Source organism: Micromonospora sp. WMMC273, assembly GCF_027460285.1.
GTDB classification, from domain to species: Bacteria; Actinomycetota; Actinomycetes; order Mycobacteriales; family Micromonosporaceae; genus Micromonospora; species Micromonospora aurantiaca.
Genome location: NZ_JAPZBE010000001.1, coordinates 6,479,072 through 6,494,881, shown reverse-complemented (window position 1 = coordinate 6,494,881; position 15,810 = coordinate 6,479,072). Strand labels below are relative to the sequence as shown.

Genomic DNA, 15,810 nt, shown 5'->3' with positions numbered 1-15,810 from the left:
CCCCCTCAGCCGCCGGCGGTGAACATCGTGTCGTTCGCCGAGTCCGTGTCGTCGTAGGCGGCGGCGGTCTCGGCGAGCCCCGTGGCGACGGTCAGCATGGTCTCGGCACCGTCCGCCAGCCCCTGCAGGCACGCCTCGAACTGCTGCTCGTACGCGGCGGCGAGGCTGAACGACGCGGGCATCACACCGAAGGAGTGCCGGGCCACGTGGCCGTCGCGGAACACCCGTTCCAGCTCGCGGAACCGGCCGGCCCGGTCCCGGGAGGCGGCGGCGAACGCCCTCAGCGCCTCCGGCTGGACGTCGAGATTCCTGCTCGGACTGGTCACGGACCCTCCCCAGTGTCCGGTCGGAACTTCCACCGTCGTCGACGGCGCCACCAGACTAGGGGATGTGAGCACCCGGTCAGGGGACAGCGGGGCTGGCGCACGCACGGTAGACAGGGGAGGCACAGCACTTACCTGCGAGGAGATCGCCGATGATCCTGGCCCGCGCCGAACAGGTCAGCCGCCGCTACGGCGACGTGCTGGCGCTGGACCGGGTCGACCTGACCGTCCGGTCCGGGGAGCTGGTCGGCCTGCTCGGCCCGAACGGCGCCGGCAAGAGCACGCTGATCAACCTGCTGGTCGGGCTGCGCCGCCCGACCACCGGCCGGGTCGAGCTGTGCGGCGGCGACCCGCGCGACCCGGCGAGCCGGCGGCAACTCGGTGTCACCCCGCAGGAGACCGGCCTGCCCGGCACGCTGCGGGTCGGCGAGGTGGTCGACTTCGTCTCCGCGCACTTCCCCGACCCGGTGCCGCGGGGCGAACTGCTCGACCGGTTCGGCCTCGCCGACCAGGTACGCCGGCAGACCGGCGGCCTCTCCGGCGGCCAGCGTCGCCGGCTCGCCGTGGCTCTGGCGTTCGTCGGCCGTCCCCGGCTGGTGGTGCTCGACGAGCCGACCACCGGCCTCGACGTGGAGGCGCGGCACGCGCTCTGGGACGCGATCCGCGGCTTCCACGCCGGCGGCGGCACCGTGCTGCTGAGCAGCCACTACCTGGAGGAGGTGGAGGCGCTCGCGCAGCGGGTGGTGGTGATCGGCCACGGGCGGGTGCTGGCCGACGACTCGGTGGCCGCGATCCGCGGCATCGTCGGCGTACGCCGGGTCAGCCTGGTCGCCGACGACCTGCCGGCGCTGCCGGGCGTGGTCACCACCGAACGCGCCGACGGGCGGGTGCACCTGCTCACCACCGACGCCGACCAGCTCGTCCGCGACCTGGTCACCTCCGGGGTGCCGTTCCACGATCTGGAGGTCCGGCCCACCTCGCTGGAGGAGGCGTTCCTCGCCATCACGGCCGACGACCGGCCCGCGCCCACCCCCGCCTAGGAGACCGCCGTGCCGCTCGCCCTGGTCCACGCCCGCTACCACCTGTTGGAGATCGTCCGGGTGCCGGTGGCGGTGGTGGGCAGCGCGTTCTTCCCCGCCGCCTCGATGCTCTTCTTCGTGGTGCCGTTCGCCGGCGACGATCCGGTCGGCGCCACCTACGCCACCGCCGCCATGGTGACCTTCGCGGTGATGACCGCCAACATCTTCCAGTACGGAGTGGGCGTCTCCGAGGACCGCGACCAGCCCTGGAACCCGTACACCCGGACCCTGCCGACCGGGCCGGCGCCGCGGCTGGCCGGGCGGATCCTGGCCGGGGTGGTCCTGACCTACGTCTCGATGATTCCGGTGGTGGTGATCGCGGCGGTCGCCACGGACGCCCGGGTCAGCGCAGTGCGGTTCCTGCTCGGCCTGGGCGCGGTGGCCGTGGTCTCGGTTCCGTTCACGCTGCTCGGCCTGGCGATCGGCTACTCGCTGCCGAGCAAGGCCGCGATCGTGGTGGCGCAGGTGATCTTCTTCCCGCTCGCGTTCGGCGGTGGCCTGCTCTCCGGGCCGGACGACGCGCCCGGCTTCATCAAGGCGATCGCGCCCTACCTCCCGACCCGGGGCGCCGTGGAACTGATCTGGGCGGCGGTCACCGACTTCCGGCCGGACACCCGGGCGCTGGTGATGCTCGTGGTCTGGGTGCTGGTGCTCGCCGCGCTCGCCGGCTGGGCGTACCGGCGGGACGAGGGACGCCGCTTCAGCTGACCTTTTGTCCGGTTCCGGCCCGGTGGCCGACCCGGCGGTGCCACGATGCCGACAGGGCGGGCGAGCGGAGCCGCCCCCGGCGAGAGGGGTCACCGTGAACGGCGTCGAGCCCGGCACGCCCTGCTGGACCGACCTGGCCACGCCCGGTCTGGACGACGCACGACGGTTCTACCCCGAGCTGTTCGGCTGGACCGGAGAGATCTCCCCCGAACCGGAAGCCGGCGGCTACACCGTCTTCCGCAAGGACGGCAAGGCGGTCGCCGGGGCCGGCCCACCCGGTACGCCGGACCAGGTGCCGGTCTGGTCCACGTACGTGGCGACCGACGACGCCGACCTGGTCGCCACAAGGGCCGAGGCGGCCGGCGGGCAGGTCGTCGTCTCCCCGTTCGACGTCGCCCAGCAGGGCCGGATGGCGGTCCTCGCCGACCCGGCCGGCGCGGTGTTCAGCGTGTGGCAGCCGATGGCGATGCGCGGGGCCGAGCTGTACAACGCGCCCGGCGCGATGTGCTGGAACGAGCTGGTCACCCCCGACCCGGAGGGCGCGAAGGAGTTCTACGCGCTTGTCTTCGGCTGGCATCCGGAGGAACGCCCGGCCGGGCCGGTCGCGTACACCGGGTGGCGCTGCGGCGCCCGGATCGTCGCCGGCATGCTCCCGCGGGCCGAGCCGATGCCGGGGGACCTGCCCGCGTACTGGGCGGTGTACTTCGCGGTGGAGGACGCCGACGCGACCGCTGCCCGGGCCGCCGAGCTGGGCGGCACGATCCTGGTCCCGCCGCGCGACAACCCGGCCGGCCGCAGCGCCGCCCTACGAGACCCGGCCGGCGCCCTCTTCTCCATCTCCACCCTCCGCTGACCCCCTCCGCGCCCGCACCGCCCCTGCCCCGCCCGGTTCCTCCGTCGACGCTTCTATAGGTGGGCCGGTTCCGGGAGGTTGGTATCGGTAGGGTTCGACGTTGGTGATCTATGGGTGACTCATGCAAGATCTGGCCGCTGTCAGTTGGTGTGCCGTGGCGTCGACTTGTCCTCGTGGGTTGCCGGCGTCGGCCCGGCCCACCTTGTTGGCCTGATCAGAAGCCTGTCCGCGAAGGGGTGTGCAGCCCGTGTCGCGTGACTCATCACAGATGTGCCGCTGGGTGATCGCTCCCGGGCCGACGCCGTCCGAACGTCGTCCCGTGCAAGGGAGAACCGTCCGTGTTTCCCATCCTGGCAGAACGTCTGGCCGAGCGTGTCGACGCGGTCGTCGGTGTGGACACCCATACCGATACGCACACCGCCGCGGTGCTCACCGCGGTCGGCACCGTGCTGGCGGAGATCACCGTGCCGGCCACCGACGACGGCGCCGCTGTCCTGCTGGCCTGGGCCGGCCGGCAGACGGCCGTGCTGGGAACGGGCCGGCGGGCCTGGGCCCTGGACGGCGCTCGTTGTCACGGTGTCGGTCTGCTGCGCGTCCTGCGCGCCGCGGGTGAGTACGTCCTGGAAGCACCCAAACCCGCTGCCGGGCGCTGCCGTCGAGGCGGCAAGTCCGACGCGCTGGACGCCGCGCACGCCGCTCGTGGCGTCCTGGCCGCCGACCACGTCGCCTCACCCCGCACCGACGGCGACCGGGAAGCCCTGCGCCTGCTGCACGTCTGCCGCCGCCACTACAGCGACACCCGCACCGCCACCATCAACCTGTTCAAATCGGTGATCCTCACCGCCGACGACGACCTCCGCACACAGATGCGAGGACTGAGCACCCTGCGACAGGTCCAGCACGCCACCACCCTCACCACCACCAGCGGCAGCGGTCTCGACCGGCTGCGCCGCACTCACCTGGCAACCCTCGCCGAGCAGATCCAGACCCTCGACCGGCTCCTGAAAGCCAACCTCACCGAAATCCGCACCCTGGTCGACAAACTCTGCCCCACCCTGCTCGACCAACCCGGCATCGGCCCCGTCACCGCCGCGATCGCGCTGACCGCCTGGTCACACCCCGGCCGGTTCCGCAACGAAGCCGCCTTCGCCTCACTCGCCGGCGTCAGCCCCGTCCCCGCCAGCTCCGGGCGCATCACCCGCCACCGCCTCAACCGAGGCGGCGACCGCACCCTCAACGCCGCCCTGCACACCATCGCCAAAACCCGCCAACGATGCCACCAGCCCACCAAGGACTACATCTGAGCCACCCCCGCTTTCATGGAGCTTCTTGATCATGGTCTTATGGCCGTGGGGAGGAAGTCGTCCGTGGCAGCACCGAAGAAGTACCCCGACGAGCTACGTCAGCGCGCCGTGCGCCTGTATCGCGAGTCGGACCCGAAGCCGGTGATCCGGCGCCTGGCCGAGCAACTCGGCGTGCATCACGAGGCGTTGCGGAACTGGATCCGCCAGGCCGAGGCCGACACGGGTGAGCGTCACGACCGGCCGACCAGCGAGATGGCGGACGAGAACCGGCGGCTGCGCAAGGAAGTTGCCGAGTTGCGGCGGGCGAACGAGATTCTGAAGGCCGCGAGTGCGTATTTCGCGGCGGAGCTCGACCCGACCCGGCGACGGTCATGAGGTTCATTCACGAACACCGTGACCAGTTCGCGGTCGCGCTCCTGCTACGGGTCCTCAACATCGGCGCTTCAACCTACTACGCGTGGGTCAAGCAGGCCGAGCAGCCCTGCGACCGGGACGTCGTCGACCTGGGGCTGATCTCCAACATCCACGAGATCTGGGAGACCTCCGGGCGCACCTACGGCGCTGACCGGGTCCACCGGCAGCTGCGCCGTGACGGCATCCGCGTGGGCCGCAAGCGCGTCGAGCGGCTGATGGCCGAGCAGGGCTGGCAGGGGGCGTTCCTGCGTCGAGGCTGGCGTGGTGGCTCCACGAAGCAGGATCCCCGGCACACGCCGGCGCCGGATCTGGTCAATCGGCAGTTCACCGCCGACGGGCCGAACCGGCTCTGGGTTGCCGACGCCACCCGCATCCCGTGCGGTGAGGGTGTGTTCTGGTTGGCTGCGGTCCGCGACGCGTTTTCCCGCCGGATCGTCGGGTGGAAGACGTCTGACCGCTGCGACACCGACCTGATCCTCGCCGCCCTCGAATACGGCATCTGGTCGCGCGACGTCCGCGACGGCCAGTTGATCCACCACAGCGACCGCGGGTCGAACTACACGTCGTTCCGCTTCGCGGAACGCTTGCAGGACAACGGGATCCTGCCGTCGATGGGCTCCGTCGGCGACTCGTACGACAACGCCCTGATGGAGAACTTCTGGTCCACGCTGAAGATCGAACTCGTCTACCGCACGTCCTGGCGGACCCGCGACGAGGCCGAGAACGCGATCTTCGCCTACATCGACGGCTGGTACAACACCCGCCGCATACAGAAGGAACTGGGCTACCTCAGCCCGAACGAGTACGAGACCGCCTGGCACACCCGCCAGCCGCAACCAGCCGAGCCACCTATCGCCACCCCTGCGCCAGCCGGCAGCAGGTAACCACCGCTCCATCAAAGCGGGGGGAACTCAATCAACCGCCGCACCACCGAAGGCCGCACCCCAGCCGAGATCACCCGCAGCCTCAAACGCTACATAGCCCGCCAAATCTGGCGCACCCTCGAAGCCACCACTTGACAGCAACCTTCACAGATCTTGCAGTTGCGGCCCTCCCGTTGCGATATATGCACCTTTCGCCGGGGCCCGAAGTACAAGATCAACGGCGTGGGAAGGGCAGCAGGGGGTCAGGTGGGGCGGACGGGGACCACCAAGGGGCCGTGGTCGCCGGGGATCACCCGAATGTGGGCTCGGTAGTGGCGGGCCAACAGGTCCTCGGTGAGCACCTCCTCCGGCGGGCCGGCGGCTGCCACCCGGCCGTCGGCGAGCAGGACCAGGCGGTCGGCGTACTCGCCGGCGATGGAGAGGTCGTGCATGGTGGCGAGCACGGTCAGGCCGTGCTCGCGGCGGAGCTGGTCGACCAGTTCCAGCACCTCCTGCTGGTGCCCGATGTCCAGCGCGCTGGTCGGCTCGTCGAGCAGCAGCAGGGTGGCGCCCTGGGCCAGCGCCCGGGCCAGGAAGACGCGCTGCCGCTCGCCGCCGGAGAGCGTGGCCAGCTCGCGGTGGGCGAACGGGCCCAGGTCGAGCCGGTCCAGCACCTCGTGCACGGCGGCCAGGTCGGCGGCCGACTCGCGGCCCAGCGCCGGGATGTACGGGGTGCGCCCGAGCAGCGCGTAGTCGAAGACCGACATGCCGGCCGGCACCACCGGGGACTGGGCCACGGTGGCCACCACCCGGGCTCGTTCGCGGCGCCGGAGCGCGCCGATCGGCGTACCGAAGAGTGCGACCTCGCCCGGGCCGGTCAGCAGGCCGCCGACGGCGCGCAACAGGGTCGACTTGCCGGCGCCGTTGGGGCCGATCACGGTGACCCACTCGCCCGCGGCGACGGTCAGGTCGACGCCGGTCAGGATCGGGTTGCCGCCGAGGTCGACCCGCAGGTCGTGGACGCGCACGGCGGGGGCGTTCACATCGCCACCCGGCGGGCGGTACGCAGGACGAGGACGAAGAACGGGCCGCCGAGCAGCGCGGTGACCACGCCGATCGGGATCTCGGCGGGTGCGGCGGCGGTACGGGCGACCACGTCGGTGAGCGCGAGGAACGCGCCGCCGAACAGCATCGACAGCGGCAGGATCACCCGGTGGCTGGAACCGGCGAGCAGCCGCATGGTGTGCGGCACGATGATGCCGACGAAGCCGATCAGCCCGGACGCGGAGACGGCGGCGGCGGTGCCGAGCGACGCGGCGGCGATCAGCAGGTAGCGGGAGCGCTGCGGGTGCAGGCCGAGACCGGCGGCCTCGTCGTCGCCGACGGAGAGCACGTCCAGCTCACGCCGGTGCAGCAGCACCACCACGGAGGTGAGCACGAAGTACGGCAGGACCAGCCACACGTCGTGCCAGCCGGCGGTGGCGAGCCGCCCGAGCAGCCAGGAGTAGACCTGCTGGATGTTGTCGGAGTGCTGTTGCAGCAGGTACGTCTGCCCGGCGGCGAAGAACGCGGACACCGCCACGCCGGCCAGGATCAGCGTGGCCGGGGACCGGTCCCGGCCGCCGGCCGCGCCGAGGAGGTACGTCAGCACGACCGCGCCGAGCGATCCGACGAACGCGGCGAGCGGAATGGTGATCGGCAGCCCGGTCAGCGCGCCGCCCGCACCGGCGCCGAGCACGATCGCCGCGGTGACCGCGAATCCGGCGCCGGCCGCCACGCCGAGCAGGTACGGGTCGGCCAGCGGGTTACGGAAGACGCCCTGGTAGCAGCCGCCGGCCAGGGCGAGGAGCGCGCCGACGAGCAGGCCGAGCACGACCCGGGGCAGCCGCAGCTCGGTGATGATCGCGACTTCCCGCTCGGTGAGCCCGCTGTCCAGGTGCACGCCGGGCAGCAGGTTGAGCAGTTCGGCCGCGACGCTGCCGGGCGGCAGGCTGACCGGGCCGAGGGAGACGCCCGCCACCAGCGCGACGAGCACCGCCACGACTCCGGCGAACAGCCAGCGCTTACGCAGCCCGGCGGGCCGGACCGGGGCGCCGGTGCCGCGCGACCCACGCCGCAGGGGCCGGGGTAGCCGGGCACCCGGCCGGGACGTCTCGGACATCCCGGCCGGGCGAGGGGCGGAGTCCGCCTGTCGGAGGGCCACGGTCAGGCCGGGACCTTGGCGGTGGCGTCGACGATCACCTTGAGCAGGTCGACCACGCGCGGGCCCCAGCGCGAGGCGATGTCGTCGTCCAGTTCCACGATCTGGTTGTTCTTCACGGCGGTGACGCCGGACCACCCGCTGCGCGCCTTCACCGTGTCGGCGCTCTGCTTGCAGCACTTGGTGTCGGAGAGGAAGACGAAGTCGGGGTTCGCCTTGACGATGACCTCCTGGGAGAGCTGCGGGTAGCCGCCGTTCTTCCCGTCGGCGTCGGACGCGTCGGCGATGTTCTCCAGGCCGGCGAGCGCGTAGATGGTGCCGATGAACGTCTTGCTGGTCGCGCTGTACAGCTCCGGGCCCAGCTCGTGGAAGTAGGTCGGCTTCTCCGTACGCTTCGGCAGGTCCTTGGTCAGCGCGGTGATGTCGTCCTTCATCTTCTGCACCACGGCGTCCGCCTCGGCCCGGTGGCCGGTGAGCGTGCCCAGGTCGGTGAGCTGCCGGTACGTGTCGTCGAGCGTGGCCGCGGCGGGGATCTGCAGGACCGGGATCTTCAGCGCGACGAGCTGGTCGGCGATCTTGTTGAGGTTGTCCGAGATCACCACGAGGTCGGGGTTGCGGGAGGCGACCGCCTCGGCGTTCGGCTGGTAGCCGGACAGGTCGGTGCGGGGCGCCTCGGCCGGGTAGTTCGACTGGTCGTCGACGGCGGTGACCTGCTTCCCGGCGCCGATGGCGAAGAGCATCTCGGTGGAGGTCGGCGAGAGCGAGACGATCTTCTCGGGCCGCTTCTCCAGCGTCAGCTTGCCGACGGTGGCCGGGAACGCGCCGCCGGAGCCGCCGGCGGCGGGGGTGTCGGTCGAGGTCTTCTCGGCGCAGCCGCCGAGGAGCAGCACGCCGGCCGCGAGCGCGGTGGCGAAGAGCCGGGGGGTACGTCTGGACATGGAACCTCCTGTCGGTCGAGGAGTGTGGTGCTTCGCCGACAGGAAGAAAGGCCCGTCCGCGAGGCGCCCTTCCTCGAGAGCGCGTGTCGCGACCGGGCCGCAGGCGACCTGGCTCGTCCCACGTCCGTCGGCGCCGGCGGAAGGCCGGCGCCGCGCGTACGGGGCATCACAGTTGCGGGACAGCGCCGGTTTCGCACCGGCTTCGCTGTGGCACGGTCGGTGCCACGGTAGCGCACGACCAGCGGAGATCGTCCGGACGGGCGGGGTGGGCGGGAACCCCGGCGGGGGTGGAACCGGGGTTCCCGCCCGGTGGTGAGGTCAGCAGTACTGGCTCTGCTTGCCGATCGCCCGGTACGGGCAGTCGGCGTACTCGGACAGGATCAGCACGGCCTCCCGGTTGCGTGAGGTCTGCGCCGGGATCACCTCGTCCGGCGGGTAGAAGCCGCCGCCGGAGGCCGAGCCGGGGTACATCTCGAAGGTGTACGCCCAGATCTTGTGAGCGCCCCACATCCAGTCGATGCTGGTGCCGTCGGCGATGTAGAGGTCACTCGACTGTTCCGGGGTGTAGTTGTTCGTCGCCGCCATCTGCCGTCCGATGGTGGCGAAGGTGTTGTACTGGTCGGTGTTCATCCCGGTGGCGGTGTTGTTGTACGTGTATCCGTACGGCCAGAGCACCAGCTGCGAATAGGTGTGGAAGTCGATGTTCGCCTTGATCTGCTGCACGCCGCCGACGACCCGGCTGTTGACGAAGTTGCGCAGCGCCGCGGTCTCCGGGGCGGAGAAGGCGGACGGGCCCCGGTAGGTGTCCGACGACTTGGTGCCGGACGAGCCGCCGCAGCAGCCCCACTGGTAGGCCCAGTTGCGGTTCAGGTCGGTGCCGATGGCTGTGGAACCGCTGTTGGGCTGCCGGTTCTTGCGCCAGGAGCGGTACGAGCCGGTGGCGATGTCGTACTCGCTGCCGTCCGGGTTGACGGTGGGGACGATCCAGATCTCCCGGGAGTTGACGATGCTTGTGATCCGGGAGTCGCTGCCGTAGTTGTCGGTGAAGAGGTTGAGCAGGTAGATCGCCATCTCGACGGTCAGGTGCTCACGGGCGTGCTGCTGGGCGTTGAACAGGATCTCCGGCTCGGCCTCGTCGGTGGCGACGTTGTCGGAGATCTTCACCGCCATCAGGTCCCGGCCCTGGTACGACGTGCCGATGCTCAGCTTCCGGGCGATCGTCGGATGGTCGGCGACCACCTTGTTCACCACGGCGGTCAGCTCGGCGTAGTCGTGGTAGTTCGAGTCGGCGGACGGGAACGCGTTGGCGGTCATGCCCCCGTCGGCGTGGTCGTGCTCCGGCACGGCGTCCTTCTCGAGCCGGAATCCGAGCCGGGTGATCGCGTTGGCCTCGGCCTTGGTCGCCGTGACGTGCAGCACGCCGTGCTCGGAGTAGTCGATCGCGGCACCGGTGGAGGCGACCGCGGTGCGGTCGGCCGCCGTACGCGGGCCGAGGACCCGGTAGGCGACTGTGGTCGGCTCGCCGGAGCCTTCCGGTGCGGGTCGGGCGACGGCGGGGGCTGCGGCCGCGGCGACGATGGTGAGGCCGACGGCGGCGGCGAGCGCCAGCCGGCGGCGGAGCGGAGAGGCGCGGAAGGCCATGGACAACCTCCTGGGGGTACGGGAGATCCCGTTGTCCGCACACTCCACCAGGAGACACATGGTCATATCAATATCTGTCTTTGCCTTCGGCCATCCCGACCTGATCGTCACTTCGGCAATGATTTTCTATGCCTGAACATCTGGCGAAACTTCCCGCCAAGCGCGACAGTGAACGGCAACGATGCCGTCTCCCTGTGGAGCTGCCATGTTCGGACGACCCATGCGCGCGGCCGCCCTCGCCGGCCTCACCGCGCTCACCCTCCTCGGCACCAGCACTCCGGTCCAGGCACAAGCGCCGCGACCGGGCGTCACGCACGACGAACAGATCACCTTCCAGGAGTTCTCCCGCTTCCCCGACTGGCGTACCGGCACCCACCAGGGCACCCGCGCCGTACCGGGGCGCCACCCGGCGCTGACCATCGACCGCCCGGCGGGCACCACCGAGTTCACCGACGAGCACACCGGCACGACACGCACCTGGGAGTACGCCACCTGGACCTCGCCGGAGCGGCGGATCGGCTTCGACGCCACCGAGATGGTCGCGTCGTGGAACGCCGCCACCCCGGCCGGCACCTGGATCCAGGTCGAACTGCACGGCACGTACAACACCGGGGCACAGACCCCCTGGTACGTCATGGGCCGCTGGGCCTCCGGCGACCAGGACATCAAGCGCTCCACGCTGGACGGCCAGGGCGACCCGTGGTCGAGCATCTGGACCGACACGTTCTCGGTCGACGACGCCGACGCCGGGGTGCTGCTGCGCTCGTACCAGTTGCGGCTGACGCTCTACCGCGCGCCCGGCCAGGCAGCCGCGCCGCAGGTCCGGATGCTCGGCGCGATGGCGTCGAACGTGCCGGACCGGTTCACCGTCACGCCGAGCCGGGGCGGTATCGCCTGGGGCACCGAACTGGCCGTGCCGCGCTACTCGCAGAACATCCACATCGGCGAGTACCCCGAGTACGACGGCGGCGGTGAGGCGTGGTGCTCACCCACCTCGACGGAGATGGTGGTCGAGTACTGGGGTCGCAAGCCCTCGGCCGAGGACACCTCCTGGGTCGACCCCACCTACCCCGACCCGACCGTCGACCACGCCGCCCGGATGACCTACGACTACGAGTACTCCGGCGCCGGCAACTGGCCGTTCAACACCGCGTACGCGGCGAGCTTCCCCGGCCTGGAGGCGCGGGTCACCCGGCTGCACTCGCTGGACGAGGCGGAACGGTTCATCAAGGCGGGCATCCCGGTGGTCACCTCGCAGTCGTTCCTCGCCAGCGAACTGGACGGGGCCAACTACGGCACCTCCGGGCACCTGTTCGTGATCGTCGGCTTCACCGCCGACGGCGACGTGATCGTCAACGACCCGGCGTCCTCGTCCAACGACGCGGTCCGCAACGTCTACAAGCGGGAGCAGTTCGAGCAGATCTGGCTGCGCACCAAGCGCTACCGGGCCAACGGCACCGTGGCCTCCGGCTCCGGCGGCATCGCGTACCTGATCAAGCCGGCCGACCGGCCGTGGCCGGTCGTCCCGGGCTCGACCAACTGGTGAATCGCCCGGCCGGCCGGTGAACGGTTCGGCCGGCCGATGACGACGAGGGGCCCGGTGCCGTGTCCGGCGCCGGGCCCCTCGTTCGTCCGCTCAGCCGTCGCGGCGTTCGGCGTCCGGCTCGGTGGCCGGCGCGGTGCCCGGCTCGTCGTCACCGGCGAGCGCCGAGCGCAGCCGGTCCTTCTCCGCGCGACGCCGCTCCGACGCCTCCGCCATCTCGCCGGCCATCTCGTCCCGCCAGTTGCGCAGCAGGAAGAACGACAGCGCGGCGGAGGAGATCAGCGCCACCATCAGCCGCAGGAACATGTTCATCTCGACGAACCAGAGGGCTGCCAGCACGGCGACGAACAGCCCGACCCGGCCCAGCGTGTACTTGACCGCCGCGCTCATTCCCGCATTCCCACTCTCTCCGTGCCTCAGCCCGTACGCCGGGCCAGCCAGTGCACGCCATGAAACCAGATGACGGCGTAGACCACGGTGAACACCGCCGCGGCCAGCGCGCCGGTGAACAGCGCGGGCAGCCCGGAGGCCAGGCCCGCGGCCAGCAGACCGGCGACGATGCCGAGCCCGAGACCGGCCAGCGCGGCCACCACCCGGGCGGCGCCGAACTCCCAGGCCCGGAACTCGTCCCAGAACAACCAGAGCGGCAGGATCACCGCGAGCCAGCCGTTCGTACCCCCGAAGCCGCTGTCGCCCACTGTGGCGAACGCCCACTCGAAGACCAGCAGCGCCAGCACCCCGATGACCAGGCCGGCCAGGCTCACCCCGAGCAGGTCACCGAGGGTGAGGATGCGGCCCTCGGCGTCGCGCCGGGGGAAGCCGCGCTGCTGTTCCTCGTCGCTCATCGCCAGGTCAGGCCCAGACCTGCTGCGGCTCGGACCGGCGCTCCGCCAGCGACGGCGGCCCGTCGTACTCGCGGACGATCTCGTAGCGGGTGTTCCGCTCGACCGGACGGAAGCCCGCGTCCCAGATCATGTGCAGCAGGTCGTCGCGGTGCATGGTGTTCGGCGTGCCGTACGAGTCGGCGTCGTGGGTGATCTTGTATTCCACGACCGAGCCGTCCAGGTCGTCGACGCCGAAGTTCAGCGAGAGCTGCGCGACCGACAGGCCGTGCATGACCCAGAAGCACTTCACGTGCGGCACGTTGTCGAACAGCAGCCGGGAGACCGCGAACGTCTTGAGCGACTCGGCCGGCGATGCCATCGTGGTCCGGGCCTGGATCCGGTTACGGATCTTGCCGTCCGCCGAGTCGACGAAGTCGTGCTGGTAGCGCAGCGGGATGAACACCTGGAAACCGCCGGTCTCGTCCTGGAGCTCACGCAGCCGCAGCACGTGGTCGACCCGGTGCCGGGGCTCCTCGATGTGGCCGTAGAGCATCGTCGACGGCGTCTTCATGCCCTTCGAGTGGGCCAGCCGGTGGATGCGCGACCAGTCCTCCCAGTGGCAGTTGTGGTCGACGATGTGCTGCCGGACCTCCCAGTCGAAGATCTCCGCGCCGCCGCCGGTGAGCGACTCCAGGCCGGCGTCCATCAGCTCGTCGAGGATCGCGTCGGCGGTGAGCCCGCTGATCTTCTCGAACCACTGCACCTCGGTCGCGGTGAACGCCTTGAGGTTGACCTTCGGCAGCGCGGCCTTCAGCTCGCGCAGCACCTTCGGGTAGTAGCGCCAGGGCAGCGTCGGGTGCAGGCCGTTGACGATGTGCAGCTCGGTGAGCTGCTCGTCCTCCATCTCCTTGGCCTTGCGGACCGCCTCGTCGATGCGCATCGTGTAGGCGTCCTTCTCGCCCGGCTTGCGCTGGAACGAGCAGTACGCGCACGACGCGGAGCAGACGTTCGTCAGGTTCAGGTGCCGGTTGACGTTGAACATCACCCGGTCGCCGTTGAGCTCGGTACGCCTGTGGTGAGCCAGCCGGCCCAGCCAGGTCAGGTCGTCGCTGTCGTAGAGGGCGATGCCGTCCTCGCGGGTCAGCCGCTCCCCCGCGTACACCTTCGCCTCGAGTTCGCGCTTGAGTCCGGCGTCCATCCGAAAGCCACGTCCTTCCACCTGGGTTCCCGATCGAGCGTACGTCGCGGGTCCGACCGGCCGCCGACCTGGGCGTGCCGGTTCACCCGTGGTCACGCTCCGCACATCGACATCGTCGCAACCGTGAGGTAAGACAGGGTGGGGCGGAACACACACCAGGGCCGTCCTGTCCCGACACGCCCCAACCACGCGTGACGGACCCCAGACCGGACGGGGAGCGGTATGGCTCACAGCACCAAGGCCCGACGGCGACGAGGACGGCAGCCGGTGATCTCACCGATCCTGCGCCCGGCGCTCTGGTCCGCCCTCCTGGGGGCGGTCGCGGCCGCGGCGCTCGCCACACCCGCCTGGGCCGACCCGCTGCCCGACGTCGTGCCCGACACCGGTTCCCGGCCCCAGGTCACCGGCCCGCTGCAGCTGCCCGGCGCGTCCGGCACCGTCCGCGGCGTACCCGGCACCGTTCCCGGCGTGCCGGGCACCGTTCCCGGCCTCCCCGGCACCGTCCCGGGTCTGCCCGGCGTCACCACCCCTGGTGGCGCGACCGGCCTGCCGGGCACCACCGGCGTCACCAACCCGGCCGACGGCCCGCTGATCGCGCAGATCAACCAGCTCGACGCCCGGGTGACCCAGCTCGGCGAGGCGCTGCTCGGGATCAAGACCGAGCGGGACGCCGCGCAGACCGAGCTGGCCCAGTCCGCCACCCGGCTCAAGGAGGCCCAGGAAGCGCTCCGCCGCGCCCAGGACAACGCCAAGAGCGCCGCCGCCGACGCCGTGAAGGCCGACGCGGCGCTGCCGCCCGGTGAGTTCGGCGCCAGCCTGCGCGACTTCGCCAACCTCCAGCGCATCACCCGCGGCGACAAGGCCGAGGGCGCCACCACGTCGGTGACCGGCGAACTCCTGCGTGCCACAAGCGCCGAGGAGGCCGCCCGAAAGGCACACGAGTCGGCCCAGCGCCGGGCCGGCGAGAAGGCCGCCGAGTTCACCCGCGCCGAGACCGACCTGCGCAAGCAGGAGACCGCGCTCGTCGCGTTGCGCAAGGAGAACGCGGCCAAGCTGCTGGAGATCGAGCGCCTTGCGGACGCCGCCGAGCAACGGCTCGGCACCTCGTACGTGGTCGACCAGAGCATCGACGGCCTGGTGGCGGACCCGAAGGCGCTCGCCGCCGTGCGCTACGCCCTCGCCCAGCTCGGCGACCCCTACCTGTGGGCTGCGGAGGGCCCGGACCGGTTCGACTGTTCCGGCCTGATGCTCGCCTCCTACCAGGCGGCCGGCTACCGGGGCCTGCCCCGCGTCGCCAAGGACCAGTACTTCGCCACCCGGTCCCGCACCGTCTCGCCGACCGCCCTGCTCCCCGGTGACCTGCTGTTCTTCGCCTCCAGCAGCAGCTGGACCAGCGTCCACCACGTCGCCATGTACATCGGCAACGGCAAGATGGTGGAGGCGCCGCGGACCGGCGACGTCGTCAAGATCTCGGTGGTCCGCTGGTCCCGCCTCTACGCCGCCACCCGGGTGATCGGAGCGGTTCCCGCCCCGGCCACGCCCGTCCCGCCGCCCACCGTGCCGGCCACGCCGAAGCCGTCGACCACGCCCAAGCCGACGCCCACCACCCCGAAGCCGTCGACCACACCCAAGCCGACGCCGACCACGCCGAAGCCCACCACGCCGACGCCGAAGCCGACGACGTCCAGCCCGGCGCCGACCACGCCGCCGCCGAGCCCGACCGACTCGCCCGACCCGACGCCGAGCCAGAGCGAGAGCGCGGAGCCGGACACCACCAGCGCCGCGCCGAGCAGCAGCAGTGTCGCCCCGTCGAGAAGCAGCGTCGCCCCGTCGAGCAGCACGTCCGGCAGCGGCTCCGCCAGCCCCAGCAGCAGCGCCGACTGACCCAACCGCCACTCCGGCTGTGCTCCCGGGCCGGAATG

General features: G+C 71.3%; 15 protein-coding genes, 1 pseudogene and 1 riboswitch. Of the genes and pseudogenes, 8 read left to right on the top strand and 8 right to left on the bottom strand.

Annotation, left to right across the window (positions count from 1 at the left end; translation table 11 throughout):
- Positions 1-5 precede the first annotated feature (5 nt).
- Positions 6-326 (bottom strand): type VII secretion target, encoded by a 321-nt coding sequence (locus O7611_RS30330; RefSeq protein WP_194802055.1) that lies wholly within the window; start codon positions 324-326, stop codon positions 6-8.
- Positions 327-475: 149 nt separating this feature from the next.
- Between O7611_RS30330 and O7611_RS30325 the strand changes: the two genes are divergently transcribed.
- The 6 genes from O7611_RS30325 to O7611_RS30300 all read left to right on the top strand — a co-directional run bounded on the left by O7611_RS30325 (position 476) and on the right by O7611_RS30300 (position 5,565).
- Positions 476-1,363, top strand: a complete 888-nt coding sequence (locus O7611_RS30325) for an ABC transporter ATP-binding protein (protein ID WP_194802056.1) — start codon at positions 476-478, stop codon at positions 1,361-1,363.
- 9 nt (positions 1,364-1,372) lie between these two features.
- Positions 1,373-2,110: an ABC transporter permease gene (locus O7611_RS30320; protein WP_194802057.1), complete on the top strand. Its 738-nt coding sequence runs from the start codon at positions 1,373-1,375 to the stop codon at positions 2,108-2,110.
- 94 nt (positions 2,111-2,204) lie between these two features.
- Entirely contained in the window at positions 2,205-2,963 is a 759-nt protein-coding gene (locus O7611_RS30315) for a VOC family protein (protein WP_194802058.1), read from the top strand.
- Between the two features lie 338 nt (positions 2,964-3,301).
- Positions 3,302-4,267, top strand: coding sequence for an IS110 family transposase (locus O7611_RS30310; protein ID WP_269698015.1), 966 nt, complete (start codon positions 3,302-3,304; stop codon positions 4,265-4,267).
- A 63-nt stretch (positions 4,268-4,330) separates the two neighbouring features.
- Positions 4,331-4,642, top strand: a complete 312-nt coding sequence (locus O7611_RS30305) for a transposase (RefSeq protein ID WP_194803493.1) — start codon at positions 4,331-4,333, stop codon at positions 4,640-4,642.
- Positions 4,639-5,565, top strand: a complete 927-nt coding sequence (locus O7611_RS30300; protein ID WP_194803492.1) for an IS3 family transposase — start codon at positions 4,639-4,641, stop codon at positions 5,563-5,565. The genes O7611_RS30305 and O7611_RS30300 overlap by 4 nt, the downstream gene beginning before the upstream one ends.
- A 242-nt stretch (positions 5,566-5,807) precedes the next feature.
- On the opposite strand, the gene O7611_RS30295 is transcribed toward O7611_RS30300, so the two are convergent.
- The 4 genes and pseudogenes from O7611_RS30295 to O7611_RS30280 all read right to left on the bottom strand — a co-directional run.
- A complete protein-coding gene (locus tag O7611_RS30295; protein ID WP_269698014.1) occupies positions 5,808-6,587 on the bottom strand; it encodes an ABC transporter ATP-binding protein in 780 nt (259 codons plus the stop codon).
- Positions 6,584-7,705: a FecCD family ABC transporter permease gene (locus tag O7611_RS30290; protein WP_228532550.1), complete on the bottom strand. Its 1,122-nt coding sequence runs from the start codon at positions 7,703-7,705 to the stop codon at positions 6,584-6,586. Before O7611_RS30290 ends, O7611_RS30295 begins: the two co-directional genes overlap by 4 nt.
- Positions 7,706-7,749: 44 nt before the next feature.
- A complete protein-coding gene (locus tag O7611_RS30285; protein ID WP_269698012.1) occupies positions 7,750-8,682 on the bottom strand; it encodes an ABC transporter substrate-binding protein in 933 nt (310 codons plus the stop codon).
- 107 nt (positions 8,683-8,789) lie between these two features.
- Positions 8,790-8,883, bottom strand: a riboswitch (cobalamin riboswitch).
- Positions 8,884-9,003: 120 nt separating this feature from the next.
- Positions 9,004-10,323, bottom strand: a pseudogene (locus O7611_RS30280) (M14 family metallopeptidase); the annotation flags it as partial.
- Between the two features lie 205 nt (positions 10,324-10,528).
- Between O7611_RS30280 and O7611_RS30275 the strand changes: the two are divergent.
- Positions 10,529-11,869, top strand: coding sequence for a C39 family peptidase (locus tag O7611_RS30275; RefSeq protein ID WP_269698011.1), 1,341 nt, complete (start codon positions 10,529-10,531; stop codon positions 11,867-11,869).
- Positions 11,870-11,959: 90 nt separating this feature from the next.
- Here the strand turns inward: O7611_RS30275 and O7611_RS30270 are convergent, their stop codons facing one another.
- From O7611_RS30270 to mqnE, 3 genes are read right to left on the bottom strand one after another with little or no spacing between them, the layout of a single operon-like run.
- A complete protein-coding gene (locus O7611_RS30270; protein WP_194802063.1) occupies positions 11,960-12,256 on the bottom strand; it encodes a DUF4229 domain-containing protein in 297 nt (98 codons plus the stop codon).
- Positions 12,257-12,282: 26 nt separating this feature from the next.
- Positions 12,283-12,711, bottom strand: coding sequence for a hypothetical protein (locus O7611_RS30265; protein WP_194802064.1), 429 nt, complete (start codon positions 12,709-12,711; stop codon positions 12,283-12,285).
- A 7-nt stretch (positions 12,712-12,718) separates the two neighbouring features.
- Entirely contained in the window at positions 12,719-13,888 is a 1,170-nt protein-coding gene (gene mqnE, locus O7611_RS30260; RefSeq protein WP_194802065.1) for an aminofutalosine synthase MqnE, read from the bottom strand.
- Positions 13,889-14,110: 222 nt separating this feature from the next.
- On the opposite strand from mqnE, the gene O7611_RS30255 reads away from it, so the two are divergent.
- Positions 14,111-15,772: a C40 family peptidase gene (locus O7611_RS30255; RefSeq protein WP_194802066.1), complete on the top strand. Its 1,662-nt coding sequence runs from the start codon at positions 14,111-14,113 to the stop codon at positions 15,770-15,772.
- Positions 15,773-15,810: the final 38 nt, after the last annotated feature.